The organism is Flavobacterium album (genome assembly GCF_003096035.1).
Taxonomy (GTDB): domain Bacteria; phylum Bacteroidota; class Bacteroidia; order Flavobacteriales; family Flavobacteriaceae; genus Flavobacterium; species Flavobacterium album.
Genome location: NZ_CP029186.1, coordinates 1,120,539 through 1,147,170, shown reverse-complemented (window position 1 = coordinate 1,147,170; position 26,632 = coordinate 1,120,539). Strand labels below are relative to the sequence as shown.

29 protein-coding genes are annotated in these 26,632 nt (G+C 44.5%); 18 read left to right on the top strand and 11 right to left on the bottom strand.

The features are described from left to right. Positions 1 to 82 precede the first annotated feature (82 nt). Positions 83 to 514, top strand: coding sequence for an inner membrane protein YiaA (yiaA, locus tag HYN59_RS05110; protein ID WP_245895707.1), 432 nt, complete (start codon positions 83 to 85; stop codon positions 512 to 514). 306 nt (positions 515 to 820) lie between these two features. Here yiaA and HYN59_RS05100 read toward each other — a convergent pair whose 3' ends face one another. From HYN59_RS05100 to HYN59_RS05065, 8 genes are all read right to left on the bottom strand, one after another. Then, on the bottom strand, positions 821 to 2,410 hold the full coding sequence (locus tag HYN59_RS05100) for a hypothetical protein (RefSeq protein ID WP_146185862.1): 1,590 nt from the start codon (positions 2,408 to 2,410) through the stop codon (positions 821 to 823). Between the two features lie 80 nt (positions 2,411 to 2,490). Continuing rightward, entirely contained in the window at positions 2,491 to 3,273 is a 783-nt protein-coding gene (locus tag HYN59_RS05095; protein WP_108777237.1) for an enoyl-CoA hydratase/isomerase family protein, read from the bottom strand. A gap of 2 nt (positions 3,274 to 3,275) precedes the next feature. Next, positions 3,276 to 4,784 carry a sensor histidine kinase gene (locus HYN59_RS05090; RefSeq protein ID WP_245895668.1) on the bottom strand — a complete coding sequence of 503 codons (1,509 nt, stop codon included), beginning with the start codon at positions 4,782 to 4,784 and terminating at the stop codon, positions 3,276 to 3,278. A gap of 5 nt (positions 4,785 to 4,789) precedes the next feature. Next, positions 4,790 to 5,335 (bottom strand): CopD family protein, encoded by a 546-nt coding sequence (locus HYN59_RS05085; protein ID WP_108777236.1) that lies wholly within the window; start codon positions 5,333 to 5,335, stop codon positions 4,790 to 4,792. Then, positions 5,335 to 6,675 (bottom strand): MATE family efflux transporter, encoded by a 1,341-nt coding sequence (locus HYN59_RS05080; protein ID WP_108777235.1) that lies wholly within the window; start codon positions 6,673 to 6,675, stop codon positions 5,335 to 5,337. The genes HYN59_RS05085 and HYN59_RS05080 overlap by 1 nt, the downstream gene beginning before the upstream one ends. Further along, positions 6,675 to 7,706 (bottom strand): ferrochelatase, encoded by a 1,032-nt coding sequence (hemH, locus tag HYN59_RS05075; protein WP_108779644.1) that lies wholly within the window; start codon positions 7,704 to 7,706, stop codon positions 6,675 to 6,677. Before hemH ends, HYN59_RS05080 begins: the two co-directional genes overlap by 1 nt. A gap of 234 nt (positions 7,707 to 7,940) precedes the next feature. Further along, the gene (locus HYN59_RS05070) at positions 7,941 to 8,492 is read right to left on the bottom strand and encodes a transposase (RefSeq protein ID WP_108777234.1); all 552 of its coding nucleotides are present in this window, start codon (positions 8,490 to 8,492) and stop codon (positions 7,941 to 7,943) included. A gap of 115 nt (positions 8,493 to 8,607) precedes the next feature. Continuing rightward, positions 8,608 to 9,480, bottom strand: a complete 873-nt coding sequence (locus tag HYN59_RS05065; protein WP_108777233.1) for a helix-turn-helix transcriptional regulator — start codon at positions 9,478 to 9,480, stop codon at positions 8,608 to 8,610. 228 nt (positions 9,481 to 9,708) lie between these two features. Between HYN59_RS05065 and hemA the strand changes: the two genes are divergently transcribed. From hemA to HYN59_RS05015, 10 genes are all read left to right on the top strand, one after another. Then, positions 9,709 to 10,965: a glutamyl-tRNA reductase gene (gene hemA / locus HYN59_RS05060; RefSeq protein WP_108777232.1), complete on the top strand. Its 1,257-nt coding sequence runs from the start codon at positions 9,709 to 9,711 to the stop codon at positions 10,963 to 10,965. Beyond that, positions 10,962 to 11,882 (top strand): hydroxymethylbilane synthase, encoded by a 921-nt coding sequence (gene hemC, locus HYN59_RS05055; RefSeq protein WP_108777231.1) that lies wholly within the window; start codon positions 10,962 to 10,964, stop codon positions 11,880 to 11,882. Before hemA ends, hemC begins: the two co-directional genes overlap by 4 nt. A 4-nt stretch (positions 11,883 to 11,886) precedes the next feature. Then, the gene (locus tag HYN59_RS05050; RefSeq protein ID WP_108777230.1) at positions 11,887 to 12,546 is read left to right on the top strand and encodes a uroporphyrinogen-III synthase; all 660 of its coding nucleotides are present in this window, start codon (positions 11,887 to 11,889) and stop codon (positions 12,544 to 12,546) included. Between the two features lie 105 nt (positions 12,547 to 12,651). Further along, positions 12,652 to 13,677: a uroporphyrinogen decarboxylase gene (hemE, locus tag HYN59_RS05045; RefSeq protein ID WP_108777229.1), complete on the top strand. Its 1,026-nt coding sequence runs from the start codon at positions 12,652 to 12,654 to the stop codon at positions 13,675 to 13,677. A gap of 75 nt (positions 13,678 to 13,752) precedes the next feature. Further along, positions 13,753 to 14,106: a hypothetical protein gene (locus tag HYN59_RS05040; protein ID WP_108777228.1), complete on the top strand. Its 354-nt coding sequence runs from the start codon at positions 13,753 to 13,755 to the stop codon at positions 14,104 to 14,106. Next, positions 14,103 to 14,642, top strand: a complete 540-nt coding sequence (locus tag HYN59_RS05035; RefSeq protein ID WP_108777227.1) for a GNAT family N-acetyltransferase — start codon at positions 14,103 to 14,105, stop codon at positions 14,640 to 14,642. The genes HYN59_RS05040 and HYN59_RS05035 overlap by 4 nt, the downstream gene beginning before the upstream one ends. Next, positions 14,632 to 15,543 carry an oxygen-dependent coproporphyrinogen oxidase gene (gene hemF / locus HYN59_RS05030; RefSeq protein WP_108777226.1) on the top strand — a complete coding sequence of 304 codons (912 nt, stop codon included), beginning with the start codon at positions 14,632 to 14,634 and terminating at the stop codon, positions 15,541 to 15,543. The genes HYN59_RS05035 and hemF overlap by 11 nt, the downstream gene beginning before the upstream one ends. Beyond that, positions 15,534 to 16,328, top strand: coding sequence for a DUF3800 domain-containing protein (locus HYN59_RS05025; protein ID WP_108777225.1), 795 nt, complete (start codon positions 15,534 to 15,536; stop codon positions 16,326 to 16,328). Before hemF ends, HYN59_RS05025 begins: the two co-directional genes overlap by 10 nt. A gap of 72 nt (positions 16,329 to 16,400) precedes the next feature. Next, the gene (gene hemB, locus HYN59_RS05020; protein ID WP_108777224.1) at positions 16,401 to 17,396 is read left to right on the top strand and encodes a porphobilinogen synthase; all 996 of its coding nucleotides are present in this window, start codon (positions 16,401 to 16,403) and stop codon (positions 17,394 to 17,396) included. Positions 17,397 to 17,488: 92 nt separating this feature from the next. Next, positions 17,489 to 17,890: a c-type cytochrome gene (locus tag HYN59_RS05015; RefSeq protein WP_108777223.1), complete on the top strand. Its 402-nt coding sequence runs from the start codon at positions 17,489 to 17,491 to the stop codon at positions 17,888 to 17,890. Positions 17,891 to 17,980: 90 nt separating this feature from the next. On the opposite strand, the gene HYN59_RS05010 is transcribed toward HYN59_RS05015, so the two are convergent. Together HYN59_RS05010 and HYN59_RS05005 are read right to left on the bottom strand one after the other, a co-directional pair. After that, on the bottom strand, positions 17,981 to 18,661 hold the full coding sequence (locus HYN59_RS05010) for a response regulator transcription factor (protein WP_108777222.1): 681 nt from the start codon (positions 18,659 to 18,661) through the stop codon (positions 17,981 to 17,983). Then, positions 18,658 to 19,935, bottom strand: a complete 1,278-nt coding sequence (locus HYN59_RS05005) for a sensor histidine kinase (RefSeq protein WP_108777221.1) — start codon at positions 19,933 to 19,935, stop codon at positions 18,658 to 18,660. Before HYN59_RS05005 ends, HYN59_RS05010 begins: the two co-directional genes overlap by 4 nt. Before the next feature lie 189 nt (positions 19,936 to 20,124). Between HYN59_RS05005 and HYN59_RS05000 the strand changes: the two genes are divergently transcribed. The 7 genes from HYN59_RS05000 to HYN59_RS04970 all read left to right on the top strand — a co-directional run bounded on the left by HYN59_RS05000 (position 20,125) and on the right by HYN59_RS04970 (position 25,146). Beyond that, positions 20,125 to 20,670 carry a DUF1573 domain-containing protein gene (locus HYN59_RS05000; protein WP_108777220.1) on the top strand — a complete coding sequence of 182 codons (546 nt, stop codon included), beginning with the start codon at positions 20,125 to 20,127 and terminating at the stop codon, positions 20,668 to 20,670. 131 nt (positions 20,671 to 20,801) lie between these two features. Next, positions 20,802 to 21,278: a hypothetical protein gene (locus HYN59_RS04995; RefSeq protein WP_108777219.1), complete on the top strand. Its 477-nt coding sequence runs from the start codon at positions 20,802 to 20,804 to the stop codon at positions 21,276 to 21,278. Beyond that, positions 21,268 to 21,468, top strand: coding sequence for a helix-turn-helix transcriptional regulator (locus tag HYN59_RS04990; RefSeq protein ID WP_108777218.1), 201 nt, complete (start codon positions 21,268 to 21,270; stop codon positions 21,466 to 21,468). The genes HYN59_RS04995 and HYN59_RS04990 overlap by 11 nt, the downstream gene beginning before the upstream one ends. Positions 21,469 to 21,595: 127 nt before the next feature. After that, complete coding sequence (locus HYN59_RS04985; protein ID WP_108777217.1) at positions 21,596 to 22,069, top strand: methylated-DNA--[protein]-cysteine S-methyltransferase; 474 nt, start codon at positions 21,596 to 21,598, stop codon at positions 22,067 to 22,069. 209 nt (positions 22,070 to 22,278) lie between these two features. Beyond that, a complete protein-coding gene (locus tag HYN59_RS04980; RefSeq protein WP_108777216.1) occupies positions 22,279 to 23,496 on the top strand; it encodes a serine hydrolase domain-containing protein in 1,218 nt (405 codons plus the stop codon). Between the two features lie 92 nt (positions 23,497 to 23,588). After that, complete coding sequence (locus HYN59_RS04975) at positions 23,589 to 24,302, top strand: 3'-5' exonuclease (RefSeq protein ID WP_108777215.1); 714 nt, start codon at positions 23,589 to 23,591, stop codon at positions 24,300 to 24,302. A 304-nt stretch (positions 24,303 to 24,606) separates the two neighbouring features. Beyond that, complete coding sequence (locus HYN59_RS04970) at positions 24,607 to 25,146, top strand: hypothetical protein (protein WP_108777214.1); 540 nt, start codon at positions 24,607 to 24,609, stop codon at positions 25,144 to 25,146. A gap of 116 nt (positions 25,147 to 25,262) precedes the next feature. Here HYN59_RS04970 and HYN59_RS04965 read toward each other — a convergent pair whose 3' ends face one another. Next, positions 25,263 to 26,630 carry an outer membrane beta-barrel protein gene (locus tag HYN59_RS04965; protein WP_108777213.1) on the bottom strand — a complete coding sequence of 456 codons (1,368 nt, stop codon included), beginning with the start codon at positions 26,628 to 26,630 and terminating at the stop codon, positions 25,263 to 25,265. Positions 26,631 to 26,632: the final 2 nt, after the last annotated feature.

Sequence of the window (26,632 nt, the reverse complement as noted above, 5' to 3'; positions counted from 1 at the left end):
TTTTGGCGGAGATTTGTCCTATAATTTTAAACAATAAATTATGGAACCGCTAAAACCACAGGAAGCTACAACTTCCGAAACTATGAAGAAAGAAACAATTGCTAATGGCGTGCTTACGCTAAAACCGAGCCCTGCCTTCGTGGGTGCCTCATGGATGGCGCTGCTCATCGGGATGACCGCATTCTGTATCGGGCTTTTTAATGCCGAAATGGAGCTGAACGAAAAAGGGTACTATTTTACCATCCTGCTCTTCGGTCTGTTCTCGGTGATATCCGTGCAGAAAAGCGTGCGCGACCGTATGGAAGGTATACCGGTAACCGACCTGTACTACGGCATCAGCTGGTTTACTACCATAGCCGCAGTTGTGCTGCTGATCATCGGCCTCTGGAACGCCGACCTGCTGCTAAGCGAAAAAGGGTTTTTCGGGATGGCATTTACCCTTAGCCTCTTTGCCGCGATAGCCGTACAGAAAAATACCCGCGACCTTAAACAGGCCGAAGCACAAAATATCTAACGCTTAGCGGTAACCCCATGCTCCCACTCCGGTGGGTGTGTGGGGTTTTTATTTCTTTACATCGGGCGGATTCGGGATGTATAAAAACCAAATAAAGCACGCCAATAACTATGGCGATATCTTGTGGTCGGATATACTTTTTTAGGCATCTATGAAACCCCAAAAGCATTCACGACCTGCTGTGGCTTTTACAATGAAAAAGAGCAGCGGTTAGAAGATATGCTGAAGTTTAAAGATATGCCCGAGGAATAAGGTTACTATAAATAAGAACCCCGGAATTGATCCGGGGCTATTATGTTTCGTGTATTATAAAGTCAGCTTTAGCAGTTGCTTTTTCTTTTTAAGCTGGCCGAGAAAATAGATCGAGTTACCTGTTTTTGTGGTAGCCCCGTTAGCAACCATGAAAGGCACCTCATTATTTTTGTCATCCAATAGCTCTTTAAAATCAATATCTCCGTCTTTATTTATGTGGATAATATTCAGGTTTGACTTTTTAGCTGCTTTTTGGCTAAACTGAATTCTGTCCTTGCTTAATTTCTTTAGTTTATCACCAGCATTGATGAAAAAGTATGTATCATCACCTTTTACCATTGAAGAATAAGATACGTATTGGTCATTGGTCATAGTACTCTGACGCTTGTTAATATTCCTTGCCCATACTAAATCCCCATTGTCTGCTATTTTAGCACATACTATATCATCGTAATTGTAGGTGTAGCTATAGGAAGTATACATGTTATCTATTCCCTGAGGGCCCCATCCTTTTGCGTTCGACAAATAATATTCTTCAGCGTTTAAAATAATACTGTTGTCGTCAGTAAGTGAGACATTCTTAAATAGTATATCCTTGAGTTCCCCGCCTTTCTTTGTACCGTATTTGTCTGTCATGAACTGGTCCGTAAAAGGATTATACCTGGCGATTTTCGTTTCAAGCGTAACAGGGTCCATGTCGAAATAACATACTCCTTTGAAACGATTATCTTTTCGGTCAGAATAGAAGCCGAGACATGCAATCGTGTTTTTCCTGAATACAATTTGTAAAGACTTTGCATAATGTTCCTCCGTATCGAATACTTTAGTATTGCTGCCGTTTGCGGTAATACGGGTAAGTTCATACTGGTATTTGCCACCATCATTTTTCTTCCTGGCTTCTTTTGTATACGCCTTGCCTAAAAGGTAGGCAACGCTGCCATCCGGAGATATGTCTATATTTTCAAAAATGAATTTACGGTCCTTGATATCCCTCCTGAACGTATGCTCGATCTTTAGGTCCAGGTTTGCATCATAAACATATATTTTCCGCATCTCCTTTCTTTCATCCCTGTCGTTAATATCTATCGATATTGCAAACGCCGTCTTGTCGTTGTTGAAAATTATTTGCGCCCCTTTATCATAGCGGTCCCGTTCAGGATCCCAGGAATTACCAATATATGGAGATACATAAAGTTGCATATCCTCACCTTCAATTCGAAACAGTTCTTTGGGAGTGGTAAAACTAAGATTTTTAATATTCCCTGGTATTGCGCTATATATGTATGCTTTATCCTTTTTATCATATTCTACGGCGATCATATTGACATTGTCGCCTTTTATACAAATGCCTATTATTGAACCGTTTTTAAATTCGTATTTATAGTCTTTAATTAGCTTCATATTGGCATCGTAATGTTCAAAATAATAGCCATCAGGTATTATGTTGAATAAGCCTCCTTCCAGATAAGACCGCACAATGACCACACCTCCATTGCCATCATCCTCCGCCATTGCCATAGTGGACTTTTTAGCCTCATCACTAAATATTGTACCTTTTTGCACTTTGCATTGAATTGTAGACTGCTGTCCAAACGCATTGAAAAGTCCTATAACTAATGATAAGGCAAGTAATGTTTTTCTCATAAAAAAATTGTTAAATATGGTGCAAACATAATAAAAAAGAGGCTCTTAATGAACCTCTTGATAGTCTTAATTATTTTTAATTATTCCCCCGGAAACTCCGCTTTCCTCTTTTCCAAAAATGCGGTAGTGCCTTCCTTAAAATCGGCGGTGCCAAAGGATTCGCCGAAAGCGCGTATCTCTGTGTTATAGCCATTCACGCCATCCTCATAATTGGCATTGATCGCTTTTATGGCATTGGCAATAGCCACGGATGAGTTCTTCATTATTTTGGCGGCAATGCCTTTACAGAAGTCGATAAGCTCTGCCTGTGGCACCACATGGTTTACCAGTCCGTAAGTTTTCGCCTCTTCTGCATTTGCCATTCCGGCGGTCATGATCATTTCCATAGCGCGGCCTTTGCCCACAAGCTGAGGAAGGCGCTGCGTGCCGCCGTAGCCCGGTATGACGCCAAGCGATACTTCCGGAAGGCCCATTTTAGCATTGTCGCTGGCCACGCGGAAGTGTGCCGCCATAGCCAGTTCCAGTCCGCCGCCAAGGGCAAAGCCGTTTATAGCAGCAATTACCGGGGTGCCCAGGTTCTGTACGAGGTCAAAAAGAAGTTCCTGCCCAAGCGCTGCCAGCTTTTCGCCTTCTTCCTCGTTGAAATCGGCAAACTCTGCAATATCGGCGCCGGCCACAAAAGCCTTTTCGCCACTGCCGGTCACGATGATCACTTTTACAGCCTTATCAGTATTAAAGGCGGTAAATGCTTCATTAAGTTCGAGTATCGTTGCCCTGTTCAGTGCATTCAGCTTCGTAGGCCTGTTGATGGTTATCAGCCCAATGCCGTTATCTTTTTCGGCGAGTATGTTTTCGTAGTTCATGGTTATATCGGTTTGTCGTTTGTTTCCATTTCGTTGCCTTCGGGTGCGGTGATCGGGAGCGTTACCAAAAAGGAAGTCCCCTGTCCCGGCTCACTCTCAAAGGTGATAGTACCGTGGTAGTTTTCCACTATGTTCTTAATAATTCCTAACCCAAGGCCCATACCGCTGGTCTTGGTAGTGAATTTCGGCTCAAAAATACGGTTTTTGTTTTCTATGGTAATGCCTTTGCCATTATCTTTCACCAGGATCATCGCTTTGTCGCCCTTGCGGTACACCCTTACATCTACGGTCGGGTTAGATTGGTTTTCGTCAAAAGCCTGTGTAGCGTTCTTCACCAGGTTGGTAATGATGCGTATGAGCTGGGTACGGTCCATACGCGTGATAATATAGGGCTCATCACTATGGAAGGTGATGTAGGGCTCGTTAAATATCTCCAATGCCAGCTGAACGATCTTCACCACGTTCAGCGTTTCGTTCTGCTGTGCCGGCATCGAGGCAAAACTCGAGAATGCCGAGGCAACAGCGCTCATAGTATCAATTTGCTGTATCAGCGTTTTAGAATATTCGTCCAGCTTTTGCTTAATGTTGGGATCGTTCGGGTCAAACTTTCGTTGGAAGCTCTGCACGGTAAGGCGCATGGGCGTGAGCGGGTTCTTGATCTCGTGGGCTACCTGCTTGGCCATTTCGCGCCAGGCCTGCTCGCGTTCGCTCTGGGCAAGTTTGGTTGCGCTTTCGTCGAGGTCTTCCACAAGGTTATTGTAGGCATCTACAAGCAGGCTTATTTCCTGCGGTGAGTCGCCCAAATCTATTTTTTCATTCACTTCATTCAGGCGCGTTTCCTTGATGCGCTCACTGATCTCCTTGATGGACCTGGTAATATAGCTAGACAGGAAATAGGCTATGATAACCGACAGCAGGAGCATGAACGAATACACCTGCACAAACCGCATCAGGAAGTTGTTGGTTTCCTTGTCGTAGTAACCATCGTCTTCAATATAAGGGAGGTTCAGTATCCCGAGCGGCTTGAATTTATTGTCCTTAATATAGCTGTAGGAGGAACGGCTTTTTTTTCCGTCGTTAACTTTCTGATCAACATAGCGCTTTTCGGCAATGGAGCGCAGCACCTTAAGTATCTTAGGCGGTATGTTGCTGTTGATGGTATCTACCGAAAAGGCAGCTTTTGATGACTTCAGCAAATGCCCGTTAAGGTCGTAAATATTGATCTCCATGCCGTGTATATTGGACAGCTCGTGTATGCGCTCCCTGAATATCAGCGGCAGGTTCTCGGTGGTCATTGGATAGGTAGTAGTGGAAAGAACGTAATTCATGTGTGCCTTGATGGCGGCTTCCTTGCGTTCAAGACGGTCTTCGTTGTAATCTTTGGCTTCTTTTTTAAACTGGTAAACGGCTACAATGGCAATAAGGAACGATGCAAACAGCGTGATGAGTATCATCGACAGGAATATCCTTGTGCGGAGCGACCAGCGTTTTATTTTGAAGCGTTCGTTCATGCGTTTCAGGAATTGTTTTTCTGCCTGATGCGTTTGTAAAATTTATAGCCCAGCATCAGCAGGATACTGAAAAGGATGATGCCCACAACACCGTATATCCAGTTGATTGCGTTTTTCATGATCACCAAAAACACTACGGCAAACAGTATGATAGTAGCGCCTTCGTTCCATAAGCGCATAAAGCCTGTTGTATATTTTACCTCCCCACGTTGCAGCTGCTTAAATATCTGGTGACATTTAAGCTGGTACAGTATCAGCAGGAATACAAAGCCAAGCTTTACATACATCCAGTCTTCCTTCAGCCAGCCCGGCATGAGGACAAGGAGCGTTATCGCAAAAATAACAGCCAGCACCGCCGATGGCCATGTGATAATGTACCACAGGCGGTAGCTCATCAGCTTATATTGTTCGGTTAATATCTCTTTTTCGGGCGAAGGCTTGTCGTTAGCTTCAATGTGATACACGAATAACCGCACGATATAGAACAACCCGGCAAACCAGGTGATCACGAAAATGAGGTGGAGGGATTTTATGTAGTTGTAGTATTCCATTATTTTTGTTTAAGATCGGTTGCCATTTCTTTCCTCAAAAAGATTCCCGTCACTATCGTAGAAAGCACATCGGCGATCGGGAAGGCAACCCAAACCCCGAAGATACCAAAAAATTGCGGCAAAATTAATACCAAAGGTATCAGGAAGAAACCCTGCTTGCTTAGCGTGAGCATTAAAGCCTTTGTGGCCTTGCCGGCAGCCTGGAAATAGGCCGCACCTATCAACTGCACCGCGATAATTGGCGATGCCGCGAAGACCCAACGCAGTGCACCCGGCGTATCGCGTATCACTTCGGGGTCTGTGGTAAATACAGCGGTTATCGGCCGTGCAAATACGAGTATGACAACAAAGATGATTATCGCCAGTCCGCCGGCATACTTTATAGAGGTGGATATCGTTTCGCGGACACGCCCGTAATTACCCGCGCCATAGTTGTAGCCCGCAATAGGCAGGAACCCCTGAGTGATTCCTAACACCGGAAAGAGCGCAAACATGAGCATCCTGCTGATAATGCCATAAACGGTAACGGCATGCTCGCCCCCAAAGGCATACAGCGTGTGGTTGAGTAATACCGCCAGCACACTGATTACTCCCTGGCGTGCAAAAGTAACAAAGCTCAGGGATGTTATCTCCCCAGCTATCTTTTTACGGAAAACAAAGTTCTTCCAGGACAGGCGGAGTTCGCTTTTGAAAATAAAGAACCATAAGATATATAAGAAGCAGGCAAAAAAGGAAAGCGCTGTAGCCAGTGCCGCCCCAAAGATGCCCATATCCAGTATATTAATAAAGAGGATATCGAAAACAATATTGGCAACTGCCGAAATGATCATCGATACCATGGAATGCCGCGACTTGTCCTCGGCACGGATCACATTGTTGCCCATCATGCACAATGCCTGGAACGGTACGGCCAAAAGTATTGGCAGGAAAAATTCGTGCGCGGGTCCTTTTATCGCGCCGTTGGCTCCAAAAGCATAGAGTATTTCATCGCCAAAGAAGATCCCGAAAACCACAAAGATGGACGACAGCCCGAAAGTGAGCATGATCTGGTGGGCAAAAGTATTGAGGGCTTTTTCTTTATCATTGGCACCCAACGCACGCGAAAGCACGGAGCCACCCCCTGTACCTATTGCCAGTCCTATAGCAGAAATGAAAAACGTGATCGGCATTACCACCGATAAGGCGGCAATGGCAAGCGATCCTATCCAACGGCCTACAAAAACAGCATCGATAAGCACGTTCACTGTCATGAACAATATGCCTATGGAGGCGGGGACCGACTGCTTGATGAGCAATCCCCTGATGTCTTTTTTTGCAAGGTCCCGGTTGGATAATTCCATTAGGCTACAGGTATTTCAGCTGAGGCCCATTCATTGATCCAGTTGGCTACAACGGCTACCCATTCATCACTGTCGTTTAGGCACGGTATGGCAAGAAACTCTTTGCCTCCGTTTTCCTGGAAATCCTCTTTGGCCCGCATCGCGATCTCTTCGAGCGTTTCAAGACAGTCGGATACAAACGCAGGTGTTACCACAGCGAGGTTTTTAATTCCGTTTGCCGGCATTTTATTAACCTCGATATCGGTATAAGGCTCCAGCCATTTGTCACCCGAAAGGCGCGACTGGAATGTAAGCGAATATTTATCTTCCGGCAGGCCGAGCGCTTCAACTACCAGCCTTGTAGTTTCATAGCACTGGTGGCGGTAGCAGAATTTATGTGCTGCCGACTGTGTTACACAGCAGGTATCGTTTATTTTGCAGTGGGACTTCGTTACGTCCGTTTTCCGGATGTGGCGTTCCGGGATACCGTGGTAGGAGAACAGCAGGTGGTCGTAATTGAACCCTTCCAGCGAACGCTTAATGGAATTGGCAAGCACCTTTATATAGTCGGGCTTGTTATAAAAAGCAGGGACATCGGTAAAGGTCATCTGCGGGAATTTCTTTTTGCGGATCTCTTCGGCAAGCACTAAAATAGTCAGCGTTGATGCCATGGCATACTGCGGGTACAGCGGGAACAGCAGCACTTCGGTGACGCCTTTATCGGCAAGTTCCTGAAGCCCTGTTTCTATAGAAGGCTTGCCGTAACGCATGGCAAGGCTAACCGGCATCTCCGTTTTTTGCTGCACTTTTTTGTGCATCCTTTGCGAAAGCACAATCAGCGGGGAGCCTTCCTCCCACCATATTTTTTTGTAAGCATGCGCCGATTCTTCCGGCCTTTTGCGCAATATAATGCCGCGCACGAGTAATGCCCTTAGCAGAAAAGGCACGTCTATTACATATTTGTCCATCAGGAACTGGTCCAGGTAGGGCTTTACATCTTTTGGTTCCGGGCTGTCCGGCGATCCGAGGTTAACGAGTAGTACTCCTTTCATGGTTACATCTATTTGTTGCGCCTGCATAGGTTGTCAAAAACCGTGCGAGGAGCGATTTGTTTGTTTTATTTAACTTTTGTTTCCAACCTGCAAGGTCTCTAAGACCTTGCAGGTTTATTTTTTTATTTCCTTTTTACACCTACAAGGTCTTTGAGTCCTTGCAGGAGTTACAAGAGTGCGTTTGTCGATTCCCATTCCCAACCTGCAAGGTTTTCAAAACCTTGTAGGTTTAAATTATTCTAAAGTTAACTGTTCGTTCATTATATCATTTTTAAACTGATGAACATACAGGTAATTTTCTTTATCGCCAAAGAGTTCCAACACCTCACTGCGATTAACTTTCGTGTCTTTATCGGATAAAATAGCATTGAATGATGAATATCTAAAAGATGTGAAATCAATCCCGAAGTGGTGTTTCGGATTCAAATGTATGTAAACCACTACCTGTCGTAAATAATCTTCATCACTAATTCTTATACGTTTAAAATGCTTTTCAAATAAGCTTCCCGTTCTGTTATTAGCTTTATTAAAAGCTTTTGCATAAGCATTAAAGAGATTTGACAATATTTGGGTGGCAATATCACCTTCAGATACAATGTTTAATAGGAAATGGAAATGGTTATCCATTAAACAGTAAGCCAAAATGTCTATTTCCTCATTTATATATTTATCCATTAGCTTCAGAAAATACTTTTTATTTTCTTCAGAAAGAAAAATAGGCTCGCCATTTATCCCTCTGTTATAAATGTGATACGTACCGTCTTTATCTAATGTTTCTAATTTCAAATTCCTTGTTTTCCCAACCTGCAAGGCCTTTAGAGACCTTACAGGTTTTATTATATGTTACGTTTTACGCCTACAAGGTTTTGAAAACCTTGCAGGAGTTACAAGTACGCGTTAACTACACCCTCTCATTAATACTCATCAGATACTTTTTCGGCGTGGTGCCGAATTTCTTCTTGAATGCCGAAATAAAATGGCTTGCCGTGCTGTAACCTATTTTCAGGCCGACTTCATTTACGTTATACGATCCACTATCAAGCAGCTTGCGGGCATAGTCCATCTTGTAATCGAACAGGAAGCTGTACACGCTGTCGCCGTAGATTTGGCGGAAGCCCATCTTCAGTTTTTTCAGGTTGATACCCACCTGGTCGGCGAGTTCCTGCAGCCCCGGCGGTTCGGCCATATTGGCGATCACGATATCTTTCGCTTTTCTGATCTTCATTACGTTTTCCTCATCTACCAGGAACGGGCAGGCTTCGGTGTTGGCATCCTCGGCACGGTTGAAGTACAGGCTCAACAGCTCGTAGACCTTACCTTTAAAGTATAATTTCTTTATCGAAGGGTGCAGGTTGAAATGGAACAGCTGGCTGAGTACTATAGCCATGGAAGGGTTTATTTTCTCATCCTTGTAATATTTTTTATCGATGTTATCGGGGCTGAGGAACGGGATGTGGTCCGCCTGGTCAGAAAAGAACCCATGGAATTTTTTTATCGAAATAAGGACTGAGATAACCCACGAATGCGGGGCGATCTCAAGATGCACCGGCAATTCCTTTTGCGGATTAAACAGGAACAGCGACAGCTCTTCCCGCAGGTCGAGCGCATAGCGTCCCTGGTTGAATATGAATTTGGCCCTGCCTTTTACCCCAAAATGGAACTGGATAAGGTCTACATCCACTTCCCTTTCAAAATGGATGGTTTCGTCGCTGTTGTTCTCGAAACGCAGCACATAAAAACCATCTTCGATCATAACCTCCTCATGAGAACCCATAGCGGTATTTTTTTGGATGCCATTGCAAAAAAACGACACGGCTTTATTTAGAATTATTCTAAACTAACTTTTTACAAAGCACTGATTTTGCTACAAAAATAAGGCTTTTGGATTAAAAAAAGCATTTTGCCTGCAAAATATCCCGCAGCGGTATAAATAGGACTTTGAGCGTTACTTTTTAAAACGGGTAAAGTATAATTTTGTGAAACTTTTAGGAAAGTGTGTATTATGGAGAACAATAACATCCCAAAGCATCTGTACTTTTATGCCATTGGACTTAGCTACAGGAAAGCTGATGCGGGGATAAGGGGAAAATTCAGCTTAGGCAACGAAGCTAAGGCGAACGTGCTAACGCAGGCGAAAGAGGAAGGCATTACCAGCCTGATAGTTACCTCTACCTGCAACAGGACCGAGATCTATGGCTTTGCGCAACATCCGTTCCAGCTGATAAAACTGCTTTGCGATAACAGCCAAGGGACGGTGGAAGAATTCCAGCGTGTTGCCTTTGTATATAAAAACACCGAGGCCATCAACCATATATTCCGTGTGGGCACAGGGCTCGACAGCCAGATACTGGGCGACTTCGAGATCATCAGCCAGATAAAGACGAGCTTTACAGAAGCCAAAGCGCAGGGCCTTGCCAACGCCTTTATGGAAAGGCTGGTAAACAGCGTGATACAGGCCAGTAAGCGCATCAAGAATGAGACAGAACTGAGTTCGGGCGCTACATCGGTGTCGTTTGCATCGGTGCAGTACATCATGAACAATGTGCCGGACATCAGCAATAAGAATATCCTGCTCTTCGGCACGGGGAAAATAGGCCGCAATACCTGCGAGAATCTGGTGAAGCACACGAAGAACAACCATATTGTGCTGGTAAACCGCACCCGCGAAAAGGCCGAACAGGTGGCCGGAAAGTTCAACCTGATCGTGAAGGACCACGACCTGCTGCCCCTTGAGATCCCGAAAGCCGATGTGCTTGTGGTAGCCACCGGTGCGCCGCAGCCCACAATAGACAAAGATATCCTGGTGTTGGACAAGCCGTTGCTGATCCTGGACCTTTCTATCCCGAAGAACGTGCATGATGATGTAAAGGAACTGCCGGGCGTTACCGTAGTGCACCTGGACGACCTTTCTAAAATAACCGACAGCACACTGGAAAACCGCAGGCTGCATATTCCTGCTGCCGAAGCGATTATTGAAGAAGTTGTTGAAGAATTCAACGACTGGACCAATGCCCGCAAATTTGCACCGACGATCAACGCGCTTAAAGAAAAGCTGAACTCAATAAAAGACAGCGAACTTGATTTCCAGCGCAAGAAAATAAGTAATTTTGACGAAGAGCAGGCCGAAATTATCAGCCGGCGCATCATCCATAAAATTACTACCCATTTTGCCAATCACCTGAAAGACCGCGATACCGTAGTGGACGAAAGCATCGAATGGATTGAGAAAGTCTTCAGGATCGAAACTCCCGTAAAATGAAAAAACCTATAAGGATAGGCACCCGCGACAGCGAGCTTGCCCTGTGGCAGGCACACACCGTAGAGCGGAAGCTGAACCACCTGGGCTACCCGACCGAGATCGTAGCTGTAAAATCTACCGGCGATATTATACTGGATGTGCCACTATACGAGCTGGGCATTACCGGCATTTTCACCAAGACCCTTGATGTTGCCATGCTGAAAGGCCAGGTAGACATCGCCGTACATTCCATGAAAGACGTGCCTACCGCGCTGCCGAAAGGCATTGTGCAAGCGGCAGTGCTGGAACGTGCAGACGTGAATGATATACTCGTGCACAAAGGCAAAACAGGCTTTTTTACCGATGCTGCCACCATTGCTACAGGAAGCCTTCGCCGACAGGCACAATGGCTTAACCGCTACCCCAACCATGCGGTGGTCGACCTTCGCGGCAATGTGAACACCCGCTTGAAGAAACTTAATGAAAACGACTGGCAAGGCGCTGTGTTTGCCGCTGCCGGGCTGGAGCGCATCAACCTGCTGCCGGAAAACCACATGGTACTGGACTGGATGATACCCGCACCTGCACAGGGCGCAATGGTTGTGGTTGCTATGGAAAACGACCTGTACAGCCAAAAGGCATTGGCACAACTGAACCACAAGCCCAGCGAGATTGCTACACATATAGAACGCCAGTTCCTGAAAAAACTGGAAGGCGGCTGTACGGCCCCGATAGGCGCACTGGCTACTTATATTGATGACGAAATACGCTTTGAAGGTGTGCTGCTCTCGATTGACGGAACCGAAAGGCTGCATATTGAAAAGGTGCTGCATGTGGGTAAAGACTATACAAATTTTGGCAATGAGTGTGCTGAGGAAATATTGAAAAATGGTGGCGCCGGACTGATGGAGAAGATCCGCGCCGAACTTAAAAAATAAACCGATGCGGATACTTTCCAGTAAAAAACTGCAGCCTAACCACAGGCAGTTCCTGCTCAACGCCGGCCTTGCAGTTTTGGAAGCAGATTTTATCAGCATCAGTTATAAGCCTTTTGAATTAAACGATATAAGTCCAAATCTCATCTTTACCAGCCAGAATGCTTTTAAAAGTTTTTCTGAGAATGAAAAAGCAGGCGATTATAAAAGCCATCCTGTTTTCTGTGTAGGCAGCAAGACAAGGGAGGCGATTGAAAAGGCGGGTTTCAAAGTTTTGGCATTCGCCGAATATGCCGAGGGACTGGCGGAGATCATTATAAAAGATTATACAGGCGAAAGCTTCACTTTTTTTTCGGGAAGCATGAGGCGGGACACACTCCCGGATGCTTTGGCGAATGCAGGGATAGCTTTCAACGAGATTGAAGTGTATGAAACGGTATTGAGCCCGCAAAAGATAAATGCCCCGCTTGACGGGATATTGTTTTTCAGTCCGTCGGGAGTGGAGAGTTATTTGAAGGAGAATAGCATTGGGAATGCGGTTTGCTTTTGCATTGGAAATACAACTTCGAAAGCATTAGAAGGCATTACTTCGACTATAGTAATTGCCAATAAGCCTACGGTAGAGAATGTAGTAGTGCAGTGTGTGAATTATTATCGAAATTTGTAATCCTGCAAGGTTTTGAAAACCTTGTAGGTATAAAAATAAAATATTCAGGAACAAATAATTAAACCTACAAGGTTCTGGAAACCTTGCAGGTTGAAAAACAAAAATATGACCTTAAAAAACGACCTCTTTTTAAAAGCATTGCGCAACGAGCCTGTAGAAAGGCCGCCGGTATGGATGATGCGCCAGGCCGGCAGGTACTTGCCGGAATTCCGTGCACTGCGCGACAAGTATGATTTCTTTACGCGCTGCCAGACACCGGAACTTGCTGCCGAGATAACCGTTCAGCCAATCCGCATTGTGAAGCCGGATGCCGCGATATTGTTCTCAGACATCCTTGTAGTGCCGCAGGCCATGGGCATCGAGGTGCTGATGAAGGAAAGCGTTGGTCCGTTTCTGCCGAATCCTATCCGCACTGTACAGGATGTGGAAAGAGTGATCGTGCCGAACATCCACGAAACGCTTGGCTATGTAATGGATGCCATTAAGCTGACGAAAGAAATGCTGAACGACGAGGTACCGCTTATAGGTTTCGCCGGTTCGCCATGGACGATCTTCTGTTACGCGGTAGAAGGAAAAGGATCGAAAAGCTTTGATACCGCAAAAGGGTTCTGCTTTTCGCAACCGGAAGCTGCACATGCTTTACTGCAAAAAATAACCAACACTACCATTGCTTACCTTAAGGAGAAAGTAAAGGCTGGCGTGAATGCCGTACAGGTATTCGACAGCTGGGGCGGAATGCTCTCCCCTGTAGATTATCAGGAATTCTCGTGGAAATACATCAACCAGATCGTGGAAGCACTGGCACCGGAGACTCATGTTATAGTGTTTGGCAAAGGCTGCTGGTTCGCACTTGGCGAAATGGGCCAGAGCAAGGCATCGGCGCTTGGTGTTGATTGGACGTGCTCTGCAAGAAATGCCCGCTACCTTTCCGGTGGTAAAATAACGCTTCAGGGTAATTTCGACCCAAGCAGGCTGCTTTCGCCAATACTAACGATAAAGAAAATGGTGCACCAGATGATCGATGAATTCGGCAAGGACAATTATATTGTGAACCTGGGTCACGGAATATTACCGAATATCCCGGTAGACCACGCGAAAGCTTTTATAGATGCGGTGAAAGAATACAGATAGTTATCGGTTGCTGGTTGTCGGTTGTTGGAAGCTTCCGACACCGACAACCAGCAACTAACAACCAACAACTAAAATATGCCCTTAAGCTTAGGACTGCGCGACGAGGAAAATGAGAGGATCAATAACATCCTTAACAAGCTTATGGAACTGGTTTACGTTCCGGGTGGCATGAGTACGCCTCATGCCGAACAGCTGTTGGCGCAAATGGGGCTGTCTGTTGAAAGCATTGCAGAAATGAGCAATGACGACCTGAACAGCCATGTAGTTAAATTCCATTTCGATTTTGCCAATATGGAAAAGCTGGCCGATATGCTGGCGACAATCCCTTCGTTTAAGGAAAAAGCGGTATCACTCTATAATTTCATACAGACAGAAAGCAGGATGTTCTCATTTGATATTTTTAATAAGATAAACAACCTGAATAAGTGACCAACTGGAAAACCGATACCCTTGCCGACATCCTTCCGGAGGAATTTTATGCCCTCATCGACAGGAACAGGGATCATATTGCCAAAACCTTTCCGGGGACACTGGCCAACAACACCTATTTTGAAGACACCGTTGCGGCATTAGGGCAGTCGGCTATGAATGAAGGGCGGAAAGAAAACTATTACTATTATCTCCGTAACCTTGACACTAATGCGCTTATCGGTTATGTGCTTGTAAAGAATATCGACCGGAAAATTGCCAAATGCGAACTCGCCTATTTTATAGATAAAGATTTTGAAGGGAAAGGTATCATCACAAAGGCAGTCGGCAACCTCATCGCTTTTTGCTTTGAAGAACTGCACATGAATAAAATAACCATCTGTACTTCGCCTGTCAATTACGGCAGCCAGAGGATTGCACTGAAACATGGCTTTACAAAGGAAGGTGTATTGCGGCAGGAGTTTAAGAATGGACAAGGCGTTCTGGAAGATATTTTTTATTATGGATTATTACGATCAGAATACAATGAAAGATAAATTTTACCAATACATACAAGGCTTACAGGATGCCATAACTTCTAAACTTGAGGCAGTTGATGGCAGCGCCAGATTCCGTGAAGATCTTTGGCAGCGTCCTGAAGGCGGCGGGGGACGCACGCGCGTGATAGAGAACGGCGCTGTTTTTGAAAAAGGCGGTGTGAACATCTCTGCAGTGCATGGAGAACTGCCAAAAGCCATGCAGGCCTATTTTAATGTAGGCGATGTAGATTTCTTTGCCTGTGGCCTGAGCCTGGTGATCCATCCCAAAAACCCTTTTGTGCCAACCGTACATGCTAACTGGCGTTACTTCGAAATGTATGACAAGCAGGGTAATATTGTAGATAGCTGGTTTGGCGGTGGGCAGGACCTTACGCCTTATTATTTATTCGATGAGGATGCACGCCACTTCCACCAAACCTGTAAAACAGCTTGCGATAAGCATAACCCGGAATTTTATCCGAAATTTAAAAAGCAGTGCGATGAATACTTTTGGAATGCTCACCGTGGTGAAGCACGGGGTATTGGCGGCTTGTTCTTTGACCATTGCAAGGCCACTGACGATTTTTCGATGGAAAACTGGTATGATTTTGTAACGGAAGTTGGCAATAGTTTCCTTAGCGCCTATGTACCGATAGTAGAGCGAAGAAAAGATATTGCATGGGATGAAGCCAACCGTAACTGGCAGGAAATACGCCGTGGGAGGTATGTAGAATTCAACCTTGTACATGATAAGGGAACGCTCTTCGGGTTAAAAACCAATGGCCGTATCGAGAGCATATTGATGAGCCTGCCGCCGCATGTGCAGTGGGTATATGACCATCATCCGGAGCCGGGGAGTGAGGAGGAGCGATTGATAAAAGTTTTGAACGATCCTAAAAACTGGATAGAATGTATATAGCCTATTTTGACGAATCCGGAGATGATGGGTATCCAAAATTTTCATCACAATTATTTGTGTTGAGTGCTGTTTATATGCATGAAAGTGACTGGAAAGATAATTATGACGTAATTCGAAAATTCAGGCAATATCTTAAAGATAAATATGATTTCCCGATCAAAATGGAATTTCATTGCCGCCAACTTATACAGGACAAGTATCCATATCATGGCAAGTATTCAACAGAAGAGAGAAAAGAATTAATAGAACTTCACTTTAAACTTATAGCTGCCCTAAAGTTAAAAGTTATCAATGTAGTCATTGATAAAAACAGGATTAAGAAAGAAGAATATGATGTTCTAAAAAATGCTTTCACATATAGTCTTCAGCGAATTGAAAATGATATGGCTGAAGGAAATGACAATCGTTTTATAGTAATTACAGACGAAGGGCGAATAAAAAAAATGACCTCGGTTGCCAGATTACTACAAAGGATAAATTACATTCCTTCACTTTTTGATGAAGGCAGTTATAGAAATGATTTGAAAACAATTATTGAAGACCCACTGCCTAAGAAATCCAACGAATCATATTTTATTCAATTATCAGATACATTGGCATACATTGTTAATTTATACGCCCAGCATAAGTTGGTTGAAAATCCTTTGTCATGGCCAAAAAGAGTGCAGCAGGTGCTAAAATACGGTGATGATGAAGGCTTTCTCGATATATTGCTGGAAAAAGGAAAGCTAAATACTAAAGCTAATAAAAATAATAAGTTTGGTATAGTATATTACCCAAAATAAAAACACCACCCTACACCCCATTCAGGGTTCAAGTGGTTCACTGCAAAGATAATAAAAAAATCGCAATAAAAAATGTTCCCATTACACAGAAATAGAAGACTAAGAACCAACGATTCCATACGTTCGCTCGTTCGTGAAACGATAGTAACACCCAATGACTTTATGTTCCCGATGTTCATTGCAGAAGGGACCAATGTAGAAATACCCATCCCGTCGATGCCCGGCATTTACCGCCGCTCGCTCGACCTTACGGTTAAGGAAGTAAAAGAGCTTTGGAGCCTTGGCATAAAGGCAGTGAACATTTATGTAAAAGTAGATGACACACTGAAAGACAACACCGGCAAAGAAGCGTGGAATCACGACGGGCTCATGCAGCGCGCTATAAAAGCCATTAAAGATGCTGTGCCGGGAATGATCGTGATGCCAGATGTAGCACTCGACCCCTACTCTATTTACGGGCACGACGGCATTATCAAGAATGGCGATGTTGCTAACGATGAAACTGTAGAAGCATTGGTACGCATGGCCGTATCGCATGCTGATGCCGGTGCCGATTTTGCAGCGCCAAGCGATATGATGGACGGCAGGGTGCTGCGCCTTCGCGAAGGGCTGGATAGCGCAGGGCACCAGAAGGTAGGCATCATGAGCTATAGCGCCAAGTATGCCTCGTCATTCTACGGGCCGTTCCGCGATGCGCTGGACAGTGCGCCTAAGGATGCAGAGATTGAAGTACCGAAAGACAAGAAAACCTACCAGATGGACTACGCCAACCGCATCGAGGCTATTAAAGAGGCGGTTCACGATGTGGAAGAAGGCGCGGATATCGTGATGGTGAAACCCGGTATCGCTTACCTGGATATTGTGCGCGAAGTGAAAAATGCGGTGAACGTGCCGGTATCGGTATTTCATGTGTCGGGAGAATATGCCATGATCAAGGCGGCATCCGAAAGGGGCTGGCTCGACCACGACCGGGTTATGATCGAACAGCTGTACTGCATCAAGCGTGCGGGTGCCGATTTGATATCGACTTATTTTGCTAAAGAAGCTGCGATACTTTTGAATAAATAGGCCTCACCCCTAACCCCTCTCCGAAGGAGAGGGGAACTCATACCGATGCACTCATGTTGTTTAAACAGCTAAGCCGTTAAATACAAACTATAATGAAAAACATCTTTTTACTTTTTCTTACGCTTACACTCTTCTCCTGCAAGACCGAAGAGAAAAAAGAACAGATCACAACAGGCAGCGAATCATCTGCCGAAGGCGAAGTTTCCAGCCTCACGCCCGCACAACAGATGGGCCAGGAGATCTTTGATGGTAAAGGCAACTGCTTTACCTGCCACAAGCCGAAGCAAAAAGCCATCGGGCCAAGCATAAAGGAAATAGCCAAAGTTTACAAAGAGAAAAAAGGCGATATTCCAACATTCCTGAAGGGCAAAGGCGAACCGATTGTGGATCCGTCGCAATATGAAACGATGAAAACCAATTTTTACATCACCAAAAATTTCAGTGATGAAGAACTGAAGGCAGTGGAAGCCTATATTTATAGTTTAGCCCCCTAACCCCCAAAGGGGGAACGCCACTCTTGCTTAAAACGACTGGCGATTTCTATGTCGTTCCTGAAAGCTGTTCCCCCTTCGGGGTTAGGGGGCTTACGGAGCCACAAGCTTAAACCCTATCCTTGGGATATTTTCTATGCGAATGGTCTCGTCGTCCTTGAATATTTTGCGAAGGCGGGAAATGAATACATCCATGCTTCGCCCCATAAAATAATCGTCAGTGCCCCAAAGGGCGGTGAGTATCTTTTCCCTTTTCAGGATGGCATTCTTATTATCGATGAACAGCTTTAGCAGCGCCGACTCCCTTTCGGTAAGCATAATGGTTTCGCTGCCTTTGGTAAGCGCATAATTCTGCGGGTCGAAAGTAAAAGACCCAATGGTGCAGGTCATATTCTTTACCGGTGCCTGCTTCTGGCTGCGTTGCAGGAAGATTTCGATTTTTAATATCAGTTCTTCAATGCTGTAAGGCTTTATAAGGTAATCATCAGCACCCAGCTTCAGGCCTTTAATACGGTCTTCCTTGAGCGTTTTCGCCGAAAGAAAAATGATCGGCACCTCAACATTCCGTTCGCGTATGGCGGCGGCCAGCTCAAACCCGTCCATTTCAGGGAGCATCACATCCAGTATGCAAAGGTCGAAATCCTGCTGCTTAAATGCCTCAAATGCATCCTTTCCGTTGGCAAAATGGGCCACGTCATAGTATTGCTCCAGGTTATCAGCCGTAAGGAACGCCAGCGTATTATCGTCTTCTACATAGAGTAACTTTTTCCTCATGCCATGCTCTTTTTAGGAATGTGCAGGGTTACTGTCATGCCCTGCCCTGCATTATTTTTTATCGATGCCTTCCAGCCGTGAAGTTCACAAATCTTTTTTACATAAAAAAGCCCTATACCGAAACCTTCAACATCCTTTGCGTTTTCGCGCGGTACACGGTAAAAACGGTCGAACACATAATCGATATGTTCCTGCGGGATGCCGGGGCCGTTATCAGAGAACTGCAGGTCAAGCCCTTTGTTTTCCGTTATCAAGACGACCACTTCGGGTGAGACATTCCCGTATTTCACCGCGTTCTCCACGATATTATAAGCAATATTGTAAAAATGGAATTCATCTGCTTTTACAAAGTATTCCGGTTTATCGGATACTATCTTTACCGATGCCTGCTCAAATTTGAGCAATGCGTTCTCCTTTACCAGTTCGAGTGTATCGACAATATTGAAACGCTTTTTCTCAAGCGTAATGATGTTGGAGTCGGTCTTTGCTACAGAGAGTATGCGCTCTACATGCTGGTTGAGCTTGTTGCTCTGTTCAATAATGATGCGCAGGTATTTGTTGAGTTTGGGGTTCGCCTCGATCTCATGCTGCTTCACGGCATAGTTCGATGCAATCAATATCGACGAAAGCGGTGTCTTAAATTCGTGCGTCATATTATTGATGAAGTCCTTTTGCAGTTCGGTATATTTCTTTTGCTTCAGCAGCAGGAATACCGAGTACACATAGATGACAAGTACCAGCAGCAGCACACCGGTATAGATCCAGTACTGTTGCAGCGAATTGATATAGCTGTGGCGCAGTTGGGGAAAACGCACCGCAAAGTAATATACAAGGCCGGGGCGCTTGGTAAAGCAGTTCTCGCACTGCATCTTTTCCGAAGAAGCCGTCTTACCGCTCATGGTTACATATTCGCCATACACCATTTCATCAGAGGAGCAGTCGTACATGGCATACTCATAATCCATGTCGAGCTTTACCTTTTGGAATTCGGTCTTGAGGTAAAATTCGAGGATTTCTGCCTCAAAATCGTCCTGCACATCCACAACATAATAGTCTTCGGACACTTTTTTTATGGGGCTGGCAGCAGGCGGCTCGCTTTTATTATCGCGGTATATTTTCTTTACAACGTCCTGCAGGGCAAAATGTATTTTCTCGCCAAGTTCCTTTTTTTCAAACATATACGCCTGGTTGAGCATCACCAACTGCATAGTAAGCACCCCCACTATGGCGAGCAGTCCAATAAAGACGATTATATTTAACTTATTGAATTTCAATTTTGGAACGCCGTTTGCTATTACAGGGATAAAATTATGACACGTAACGTAATAAATAACGCTAAGGCACAACCCGTTAACATGTTATTAACAATACTTTGAAACGGGTTAACAACTTTGTGCGATTAAGTAAATATATTTGTATCGTTACAAGTCGAAAAATTTATTAACTATATTAATTATTAAACTATGAAAACTTTAAAACTTTCTCTATTTGCAGTTGCCGGCGCACTTATGCTTTCGTTCTCTGCAAATGCACAACAAACAACTGTAGCTAAAAAAGGAAAAGCAACTACTGCAAAACTTGAAGCAAAACCGGCTCCTGCTGTAAAAGCGGCTCCTGCTATGAAAGCTGCTGACGGTACTGAAGCTCCAAAAAACATGACTCCTTCAGGAATTACCTGGAAAGAGGATACTTTCACTTTTGGCGACATTGAAAAAGGAAAACCTGCATCGCACGATTTCACTTTCAAAAACACTACAAAACAAACGATCCTTATTACAAACGTAAAAGCTCAGTGCGGCTGTACTGCTACTAACTATACTAAAACCCCTATCAAACCGGGAGAGTCTGGTACAGTTACCGCTACTTACAACGCTGCTAACGCAGGTACCTTCTCTAAAACTGTTACTGTTACTACAAACGACAGTGACGTGAACAAGATCCTTACCATCAAAGGCAAAGTGATTGCGCCGGAAGGCGAAGCTGCTCCTGCACCGGCTACTCACCAGTAATCAGTTCTCTTATATATAGTAGTTTGAAAAGCCATCCGTAAACCGATGGCTTTTTTATTTTACAAAATGTAAAGTTTGTTTGTCATATTGGAAATTTTATTTTACATTCGTTTTAATTTAAATTAATTATCATGAAAACGAATTATCTGTTTCCTTACAAATGGAAAGCTGCCAGCGGTATCGTATTTACCCTGAGCTTTGCCTGCCTGTGCCTTGTATTCTTTTTTGATAAGGCCGACTTTGAGATCAGGGCCAATGTGTTTGCCATCATTGGGCAGCAGGACCTGTCGGATAACATTTTCTTTAGTGTTATTGAAGACAGCATCACCGATGAGCTCCTTATGTTGCTGTTAATTCCTTTCGGGATCATTTTTGCGTTCTCCAAAGAAAAGCAGGAAGACGAAATGGTATCGGCCATACGCCTGAACAGCCTTGCATGGGCTACCATTGCCAATTATAGTATACTGCTGTTCTGCTACCTTTTTATCTATGGCTTTCCTTTTTTAAATATACTGATGGGCGCCATGTTCTCGCAACTGGTTATCTTTATAATCCTTTTCCGTTTCAAAATGTACCATTTCTATAATTCCCGGCAAGATGAAGAATAACATAAAAGTACAGCGTGCCATATTCAACTTCACACAGCAGGACCTTGCGGAAAAGATCGGCGTAAGCAGGCAGACCATCAATGCGCTCGAGGCTGGGAAATATGTGCCGTCTACGGTTCTGGCTCTAAAACTTTCCAGATTGTTTGGCAAAAATGTGAATGAGATATTTGATTTGGAAGAAGGGGATTGATTCGAAAAGATGGAGCGCGAATGACGCGGATCGAGCGGATAACTACGGATTTTATTGTATGTGTGAAAGTCTAGTTGCGTAGAATTTGCGTCATCCGTGTTTCATTTTCTATTTATATATTTGAAAAATGCAAAAAGCCATTATACATACGCCCGTTGGCCGTTGCCTTATTGAAGGTGATGCAGCGGGCGTATCTAAAATACATGTGCTTGATGAGCCACAGGAATTATCATTGGAAATTCCGGCGGAACTTGATGAAGCAGTGGAACAGCTATACGATTATTTTAACGGAAAACGACAATCATTTGACTTTAAATTAAATCCCGCCGGTACCGGTTTCCAGAAGAAAGTATGGGAAGCCCTGTTGGAAATACCCTTTGGCAAAACAATGTCCTACCACGAGCTATCGGTAAAACTGGGCGATGTAAAAGCCATCCGCGCCGTGGCTGCTGCTAATGGCAAAAACCCGCTCTGGATCGTTGTACCCTGCCATCGCGTTATCGGCAGCGATGGGTCGCTTACCGGCTATTCAGGAGGGTTGTGGCGCAAAAAATGGCTATTAGAGCACGAGACCCCGCCAATACAGCAGAGCTTATTTTAAAATTTTATCCGCAAAGAAGGCACAATGTCCCGCAAAGTTTTAAATAAAAACTTTGCGGGCTTAAACACTTTTTCTTAGTGAACGTTTGTGTCTTCTTTGCGCATCTTTGCGATACAGCTTCTCTTACAGCAGTGGAATTAGTGTAATTCGTGTAATTCGTGGCAAAGAAAAATTATGTAAATTCGTACCAGTCCATTAACCATTGCATTATGAGATCCCTGAAAAACTTCCTGCTGTGGCTTGCCATCGTACTTTCTTTTATCACCATACTGGCTTATCTTTTTGATGTCGATTACCTGTTTAAGGCTGTCCGCGTAGTGTACCTCCACGGAAAGACCACGGCCTACCTCGATGATTATACCCATTTCGATAACCGCGAGATCAAAAAAGGCACTGGGCAGCCCTGGGCAATGCATAAAGATTATAATAAAGTAAAAGCCACAAAGCGACTGGAAGATGTGCACAAACAGCTGGGTACAGTGGCGTACCTCATCATAAAGAATGACAGCATCTGGCACGAAAGCTACTATGACGGTTATAATAAAGATTCTAAGTCGAACTCTTTCTCCATGGCAAAAACGGTGGTTACGGCAGCTATGTTCAAGGCTATAATGGAAGGCAAGATCAAAAGCCTGGACCAGCCGGTATCGGATTTCTTTCCGGAATATAAAGATAGGCTTGCGGCAAAGCTTACCGTTGGCGACCTTTCGTCAATGGCGACCGGGATGGACTGGGGCGAGCAATACAGCAGCGCTTTTTCGGTAACCACAAGGGCCTATTTTGGCGACAACCTCGAAAAAACAGTGCTCGATGTGCCAATTGTAAGAGAGCCGGGAAAGGAATTCGAATATGTTAGCGGGGCAACCCAGCTGCTGGATATGGTAATTACAAAAGCCACAGGCGAACATTTGTCCGACTATGTTTCCAAGCATTTCTGGCAGCCTATGGGCGCAGAGAATGATGCACTCTGGCAACTTGACCATGAAGGCGGGATTGAGAAAGCCTACTGCTGTATTGGCAGCAATGCACGCGATTTTGCCCGCTTTGGCAAATTGTTCGAACACATGGGCAACTGGAACGGCAACCAGATCATTGACAGCGCCGCCGTAAAAAAAATGATAACACCGCGTTTCCCTGCATCGCCACAATATGGCTATGGCGTGTGGCTTAATGATTATCTGGGCAAAAAAATGTATTACATGCGCGGCCACCTGGGCCAGTTCGTTATTGTAATCCCTGAAGACAATGTCATCATTGTAAGGCTGGGGCATACCAAAGGCCTGCAAACCACTACCGATGCGCACAGCAACGACTTTTATGTTTACGTAGATGAAGCCTATAAAATGATGGGGCTGATGAAGCCCAATGAAGGGAAAGGAAATGGCCTCCCAATGACTAAGGAAGCCGAAGTGAATAGTATGAAATAACGACCAACCTGCAAGGTCTTCCTCTGACCTTGCAGGTTTAAAAATATTCAATACCTACAAGGTTTTGAAAACCTTGCAGGAAACCAAACATAATGATCGAAAAAATAAAACTGGAAAATATCCTTTTCCTTGATATAGAAACCGTATCGGAACACAAGCATTTTGGGCTGCTCGATGAAGAGACCCAACAGCTGTTCGCGCTTAAGACCCAATACCAGCGTAAGGACGAATTCCAGCCCGACGAGTTTTATGACCGGGCCGGCATCTGGGCCGAGTTTGGGAAGATTGTATGCCTGTCGGTTGGATATTTCACTTTCCGCGGCGATATACGGCATTTCCGCGTTACTTCTTTTTGCGGTGAGGAAGTGCAGATCCTCAAAGACTTCAATAACCTGATCAATAATCATTTCAACCAGCCGCAGCATGTACTTTGCGGACACAATGCCAAGGAATTCGATTTCCCATTCATTGCCCGCCGGATGATCATCAATCACATTCCTATACCTGCAAAGCTTAATCTGTTTGGCAAAAAACCGTGGGAAGTGCCGCATCTCGATACCATGGAGCTTTGGAAATTTGGCGACTATAAAAGCTTTACCTCCTTAAAGCTGCTTACAAAGATACTCGGCATCCCTTCCCCGAAAGGTGATATCGACGGCAGCCAGGTTGGCCAGGTGTATCATATCGAAAAAGACATCGACCGCATTGTGACCTACTGCGAAAAAGACGTGATTGCCGTAGCCCAGGTACTGCTGCGTTTCCGCCGTGAGGATTTGTTAGTAGAGGATGAGATTATTCATGTTTAAGGGCCCACTAACCAGTATTTATTTGGGCACAAAATCGCTCCCATAGCGGTACAATGACCTGAATGTGATTCACTCATCATGCTTCATATCAGTAAATTACACTTTAACAGGAAAAACTGCTTTTCGTCGCTAAAATTATTAAAAGACTAAAAGTTAGCACATTAAAACTTACATTAGCGATACCGCGGATGCCGAAAAACGAAAGAGTTGGCTAAAATCAACCAATTACCTTTTGAAAAAAAATTTGCGTTTTTTGTGTTGGCAGCTACTGAAATTCAGGTAGACGTTAATTTAGTACTTAAAAATGAAATATACAATCCTTCTTTTCATCGTATTTGTTTTTTTATCCTGCAATACATTGCAGTCAGGTTATTATAATACCAACCAACAAAAGACTTTTCCATCGGTGCAGTCCTATATTGACACGACAGCAAAGGAAACAGGGCTGGACGCTAGCAGAATTATTGTTTTGAAGGATGCTGAATTTAAAAGTATAGCAACTGATATAGTAAGAGATGGATTGAGCACTTATTACGGAATTGCCTATAAATCCGAAATTATCAGCGCCAATGAGCTAAATATAAAAAGCTGCCAGGGGCAGATTATCCAATTATATCGTGCCATCCCGGATAAAGGACAGTTTTTAAAATCAGAGATATCTTCTTTCGAATATCTGAGGAACCTGCATTTTAATCCGGTAAAAAAAACCATGGTTATATTATATTCCTATAAGTTGGGAGGATTAACGAAAGCCAAAATATTGCCGGTTATCGATGGGTTAAAAGATGATCCCGACTTTGAATATTATGTAATTTCTCTTGACAATCCTGACATAGTTAAATAACAATTTATACTATATAAAAGCCGGGAATTAATATTCCCGGCTTTCCTGTATATATCTCCTAGGTTACTTTTCAAAGTTAGTACTAAGGCCTTGAAATTGCAGCTTCAACTGAATACTTATAGCCTGAAATTAACCGCAAGTGTTACCCTGTGTTCGTACTTTTTCAGTTCTGCAGCCCAGGGAGTTCCGTCTGTCGGCCCATTGACCCAGCCACTTGGCGAGGTAGTACCTCCCCTGCCCGTAAAATAAGGGATGCTGCTGTTTCGATACCCATACTCCAGCCTGAAAGTTACAAAGTCAGTCGGCATGATGTCGAATGTCGAAGTGAACTGAAACAGCCTCAGCTTCTCTCCATTGGCAATTGCCGTGTCATAATTATTAGGTAAATCGCTTGTCGCTGCCGGTGTAAAAGCAAGGTAAGGCGAAGTATTTACGCCATTAATGACCGACTGGTTTGTCATATAATCGCCTCTTAGCGTAAGCGCCATCTTATTTTTATTGAACCAGATGCGATTTGCAAGCGATGTGCCCAGCATAAAATTCTGTGATGGCTTTACCTCATCGCCCTCTTCATTATTGCTCTGGAAGCCGTAGTGGTTATTAAGGCTGAATGCCATCTGCGAAACGCCTGCAGCCCCGGTGTTTTTATAATACCGGTGCACTATGCTGTTATCATGGTGAAAGCGAAGCCTTTTGCTTTGGTTGCCCCCTGCATCGGGATTTTGGGTATCATGGCCAAAGTAAAAATTCGCAACCAACTGCAGGTTTTCATTGGGACGGTAATAGGTCGAACTTCCCAATCCCGGGCTGTTGCTGTAGCTGTTGTAGCTCTGCCAACCGTTGAGCAGCCATATCTCGGTTTTCAGGTTTTTGGCAGGGAACATCTGTACCCTTGCCCCACTGAAATAGAAAGGCGTAAAGTCGCATACCATGCTGCGCTGGTAACTCCAGTTTTCCTGTGTTATATAGCTTTCCAGGCCAATGTAGCTCATGAATATCCCTAGCTCGACATTGATGCCGTGCCATTTGTCAAAATGATAGCCTGCTGCGGCTTCGCGAATATTTTTCAGGTTATTGATGCTGGTATTGCGCCCACGGTTTACTGAGCCGTCCAGGTCTTGTATAATAGAGGCCATCTGTCCTGTTTGCAGCCATATCCTTCCTATTATATTCTTGTAGTTCGTCTCGATCCCGATGCTCGCCAGGTTGAGCGTAAACTCATTATGCCGCCCTATGGTTGAGGATATCGTTTGGGTATTATCTGCCGGATTGGCAAAGTTATAGTTGTAATAGCCATCGAGATAAGCAACCCCTGTAAGTATTGTTTCGCCGTCCTTGTCTTTTAGCGTAAGCGGGAAATTTTTCTGGCGGTTTTGCCCGTTTATCCAGGTCAGGTCCATTCCGTCAAAAGGGATTTTTTTAATCGTGTCCTGCGCGTGCAGGAAATTTGCCATAAAGGCCAAAGCAAAAAATATCGTTCTCATAG

Excerpts from the sequence above, each read along its gene's own strand:
- HYN59_RS04985 (WP_108777217.1), top strand. The coding sequence starts at position 21,596 with ATGCAAAAAGCCATTATACATACGCCCGTTGGCCGTTGCCTTATTGAA.
- HYN59_RS05090 (WP_245895668.1), bottom strand. The coding sequence starts at position 4,784 with ATGAACGAACGCTTCAAAATAAAACGCTGGTCGCTCCGCACAAGGATA.
- HYN59_RS05080 (WP_108777235.1), bottom strand. The coding sequence starts at position 6,675 with ATGGAATTATCCAACCGGGACCTTGCAAAAAAAGACATCAGGGGATTG.
- HYN59_RS05010 (WP_108777222.1), bottom strand. The coding sequence starts at position 18,661 with ATGAGGAAAAAGTTACTCTATGTAGAAGACGATAATACGCTGGCGTTC.
- HYN59_RS04995 (WP_108777219.1), top strand. The coding sequence starts at position 20,802 with ATGAAAACGAATTATCTGTTTCCTTACAAATGGAAAGCTGCCAGCGGT.
- hemE (WP_108777229.1), top strand. The coding sequence starts at position 12,652 with ATGACCTTAAAAAACGACCTCTTTTTAAAAGCATTGCGCAACGAGCCT.
- HYN59_RS04980 (WP_108777216.1), top strand. The coding sequence starts at position 22,279 with ATGAGATCCCTGAAAAACTTCCTGCTGTGGCTTGCCATCGTACTTTCT.
- hemA (WP_108777232.1), top strand. The coding sequence starts at position 9,709 with ATGGAGAACAATAACATCCCAAAGCATCTGTACTTTTATGCCATTGGA.
- HYN59_RS05040 (WP_108777228.1), top strand. The coding sequence starts at position 13,753 with ATGCCCTTAAGCTTAGGACTGCGCGACGAGGAAAATGAGAGGATCAAT.
- HYN59_RS04975 (WP_108777215.1), top strand. The coding sequence starts at position 23,589 with ATGATCGAAAAAATAAAACTGGAAAATATCCTTTTCCTTGATATAGAA.
- yiaA (WP_245895707.1), top strand. The coding sequence starts at position 83 with ATGAAGAAAGAAACAATTGCTAATGGCGTGCTTACGCTAAAACCGAGC.
- HYN59_RS05100 (WP_146185862.1), bottom strand. The coding sequence starts at position 2,410 with ATGAGAAAAACATTACTTGCCTTATCATTAGTTATAGGACTTTTCAAT.
- HYN59_RS04990 (WP_108777218.1), top strand. The coding sequence starts at position 21,268 with ATGAAGAATAACATAAAAGTACAGCGTGCCATATTCAACTTCACACAG.
- hemH (WP_108779644.1), bottom strand. The coding sequence starts at position 7,706 with ATGAAAGGAGTACTACTCGTTAACCTCGGATCGCCGGACAGCCCGGAA.
- hemB (WP_108777224.1), top strand. The coding sequence starts at position 16,401 with ATGTTCCCATTACACAGAAATAGAAGACTAAGAACCAACGATTCCATA.
- HYN59_RS05025 (WP_108777225.1), top strand. The coding sequence starts at position 15,534 with ATGTATATAGCCTATTTTGACGAATCCGGAGATGATGGGTATCCAAAA.
- HYN59_RS05050 (WP_108777230.1), top strand. The coding sequence starts at position 11,887 with ATGCGGATACTTTCCAGTAAAAAACTGCAGCCTAACCACAGGCAGTTC.
- HYN59_RS05015 (WP_108777223.1), top strand. The coding sequence starts at position 17,489 with ATGAAAAACATCTTTTTACTTTTTCTTACGCTTACACTCTTCTCCTGC.
- HYN59_RS05000 (WP_108777220.1), top strand. The coding sequence starts at position 20,125 with ATGAAAACTTTAAAACTTTCTCTATTTGCAGTTGCCGGCGCACTTATG.
- HYN59_RS05065 (WP_108777233.1), bottom strand. The coding sequence starts at position 9,480 with ATGGGTTCTCATGAGGAGGTTATGATCGAAGATGGTTTTTATGTGCTG.
- HYN59_RS04970 (WP_108777214.1), top strand. The coding sequence starts at position 24,607 with ATGAAATATACAATCCTTCTTTTCATCGTATTTGTTTTTTTATCCTGC.
- HYN59_RS04965 (WP_108777213.1), bottom strand. The coding sequence starts at position 26,630 with ATGAGAACGATATTTTTTGCTTTGGCCTTTATGGCAAATTTCCTGCAC.
- HYN59_RS05095 (WP_108777237.1), bottom strand. The coding sequence starts at position 3,273 with ATGAACTACGAAAACATACTCGCCGAAAAAGATAACGGCATTGGGCTG.
- hemF (WP_108777226.1), top strand. The coding sequence starts at position 14,632 with ATGAAAGATAAATTTTACCAATACATACAAGGCTTACAGGATGCCATA.
- hemC (WP_108777231.1), top strand. The coding sequence starts at position 10,962 with ATGAAAAAACCTATAAGGATAGGCACCCGCGACAGCGAGCTTGCCCTG.
- HYN59_RS05085 (WP_108777236.1), bottom strand. The coding sequence starts at position 5,335 with ATGGAATACTACAACTACATAAAATCCCTCCACCTCATTTTCGTGATC.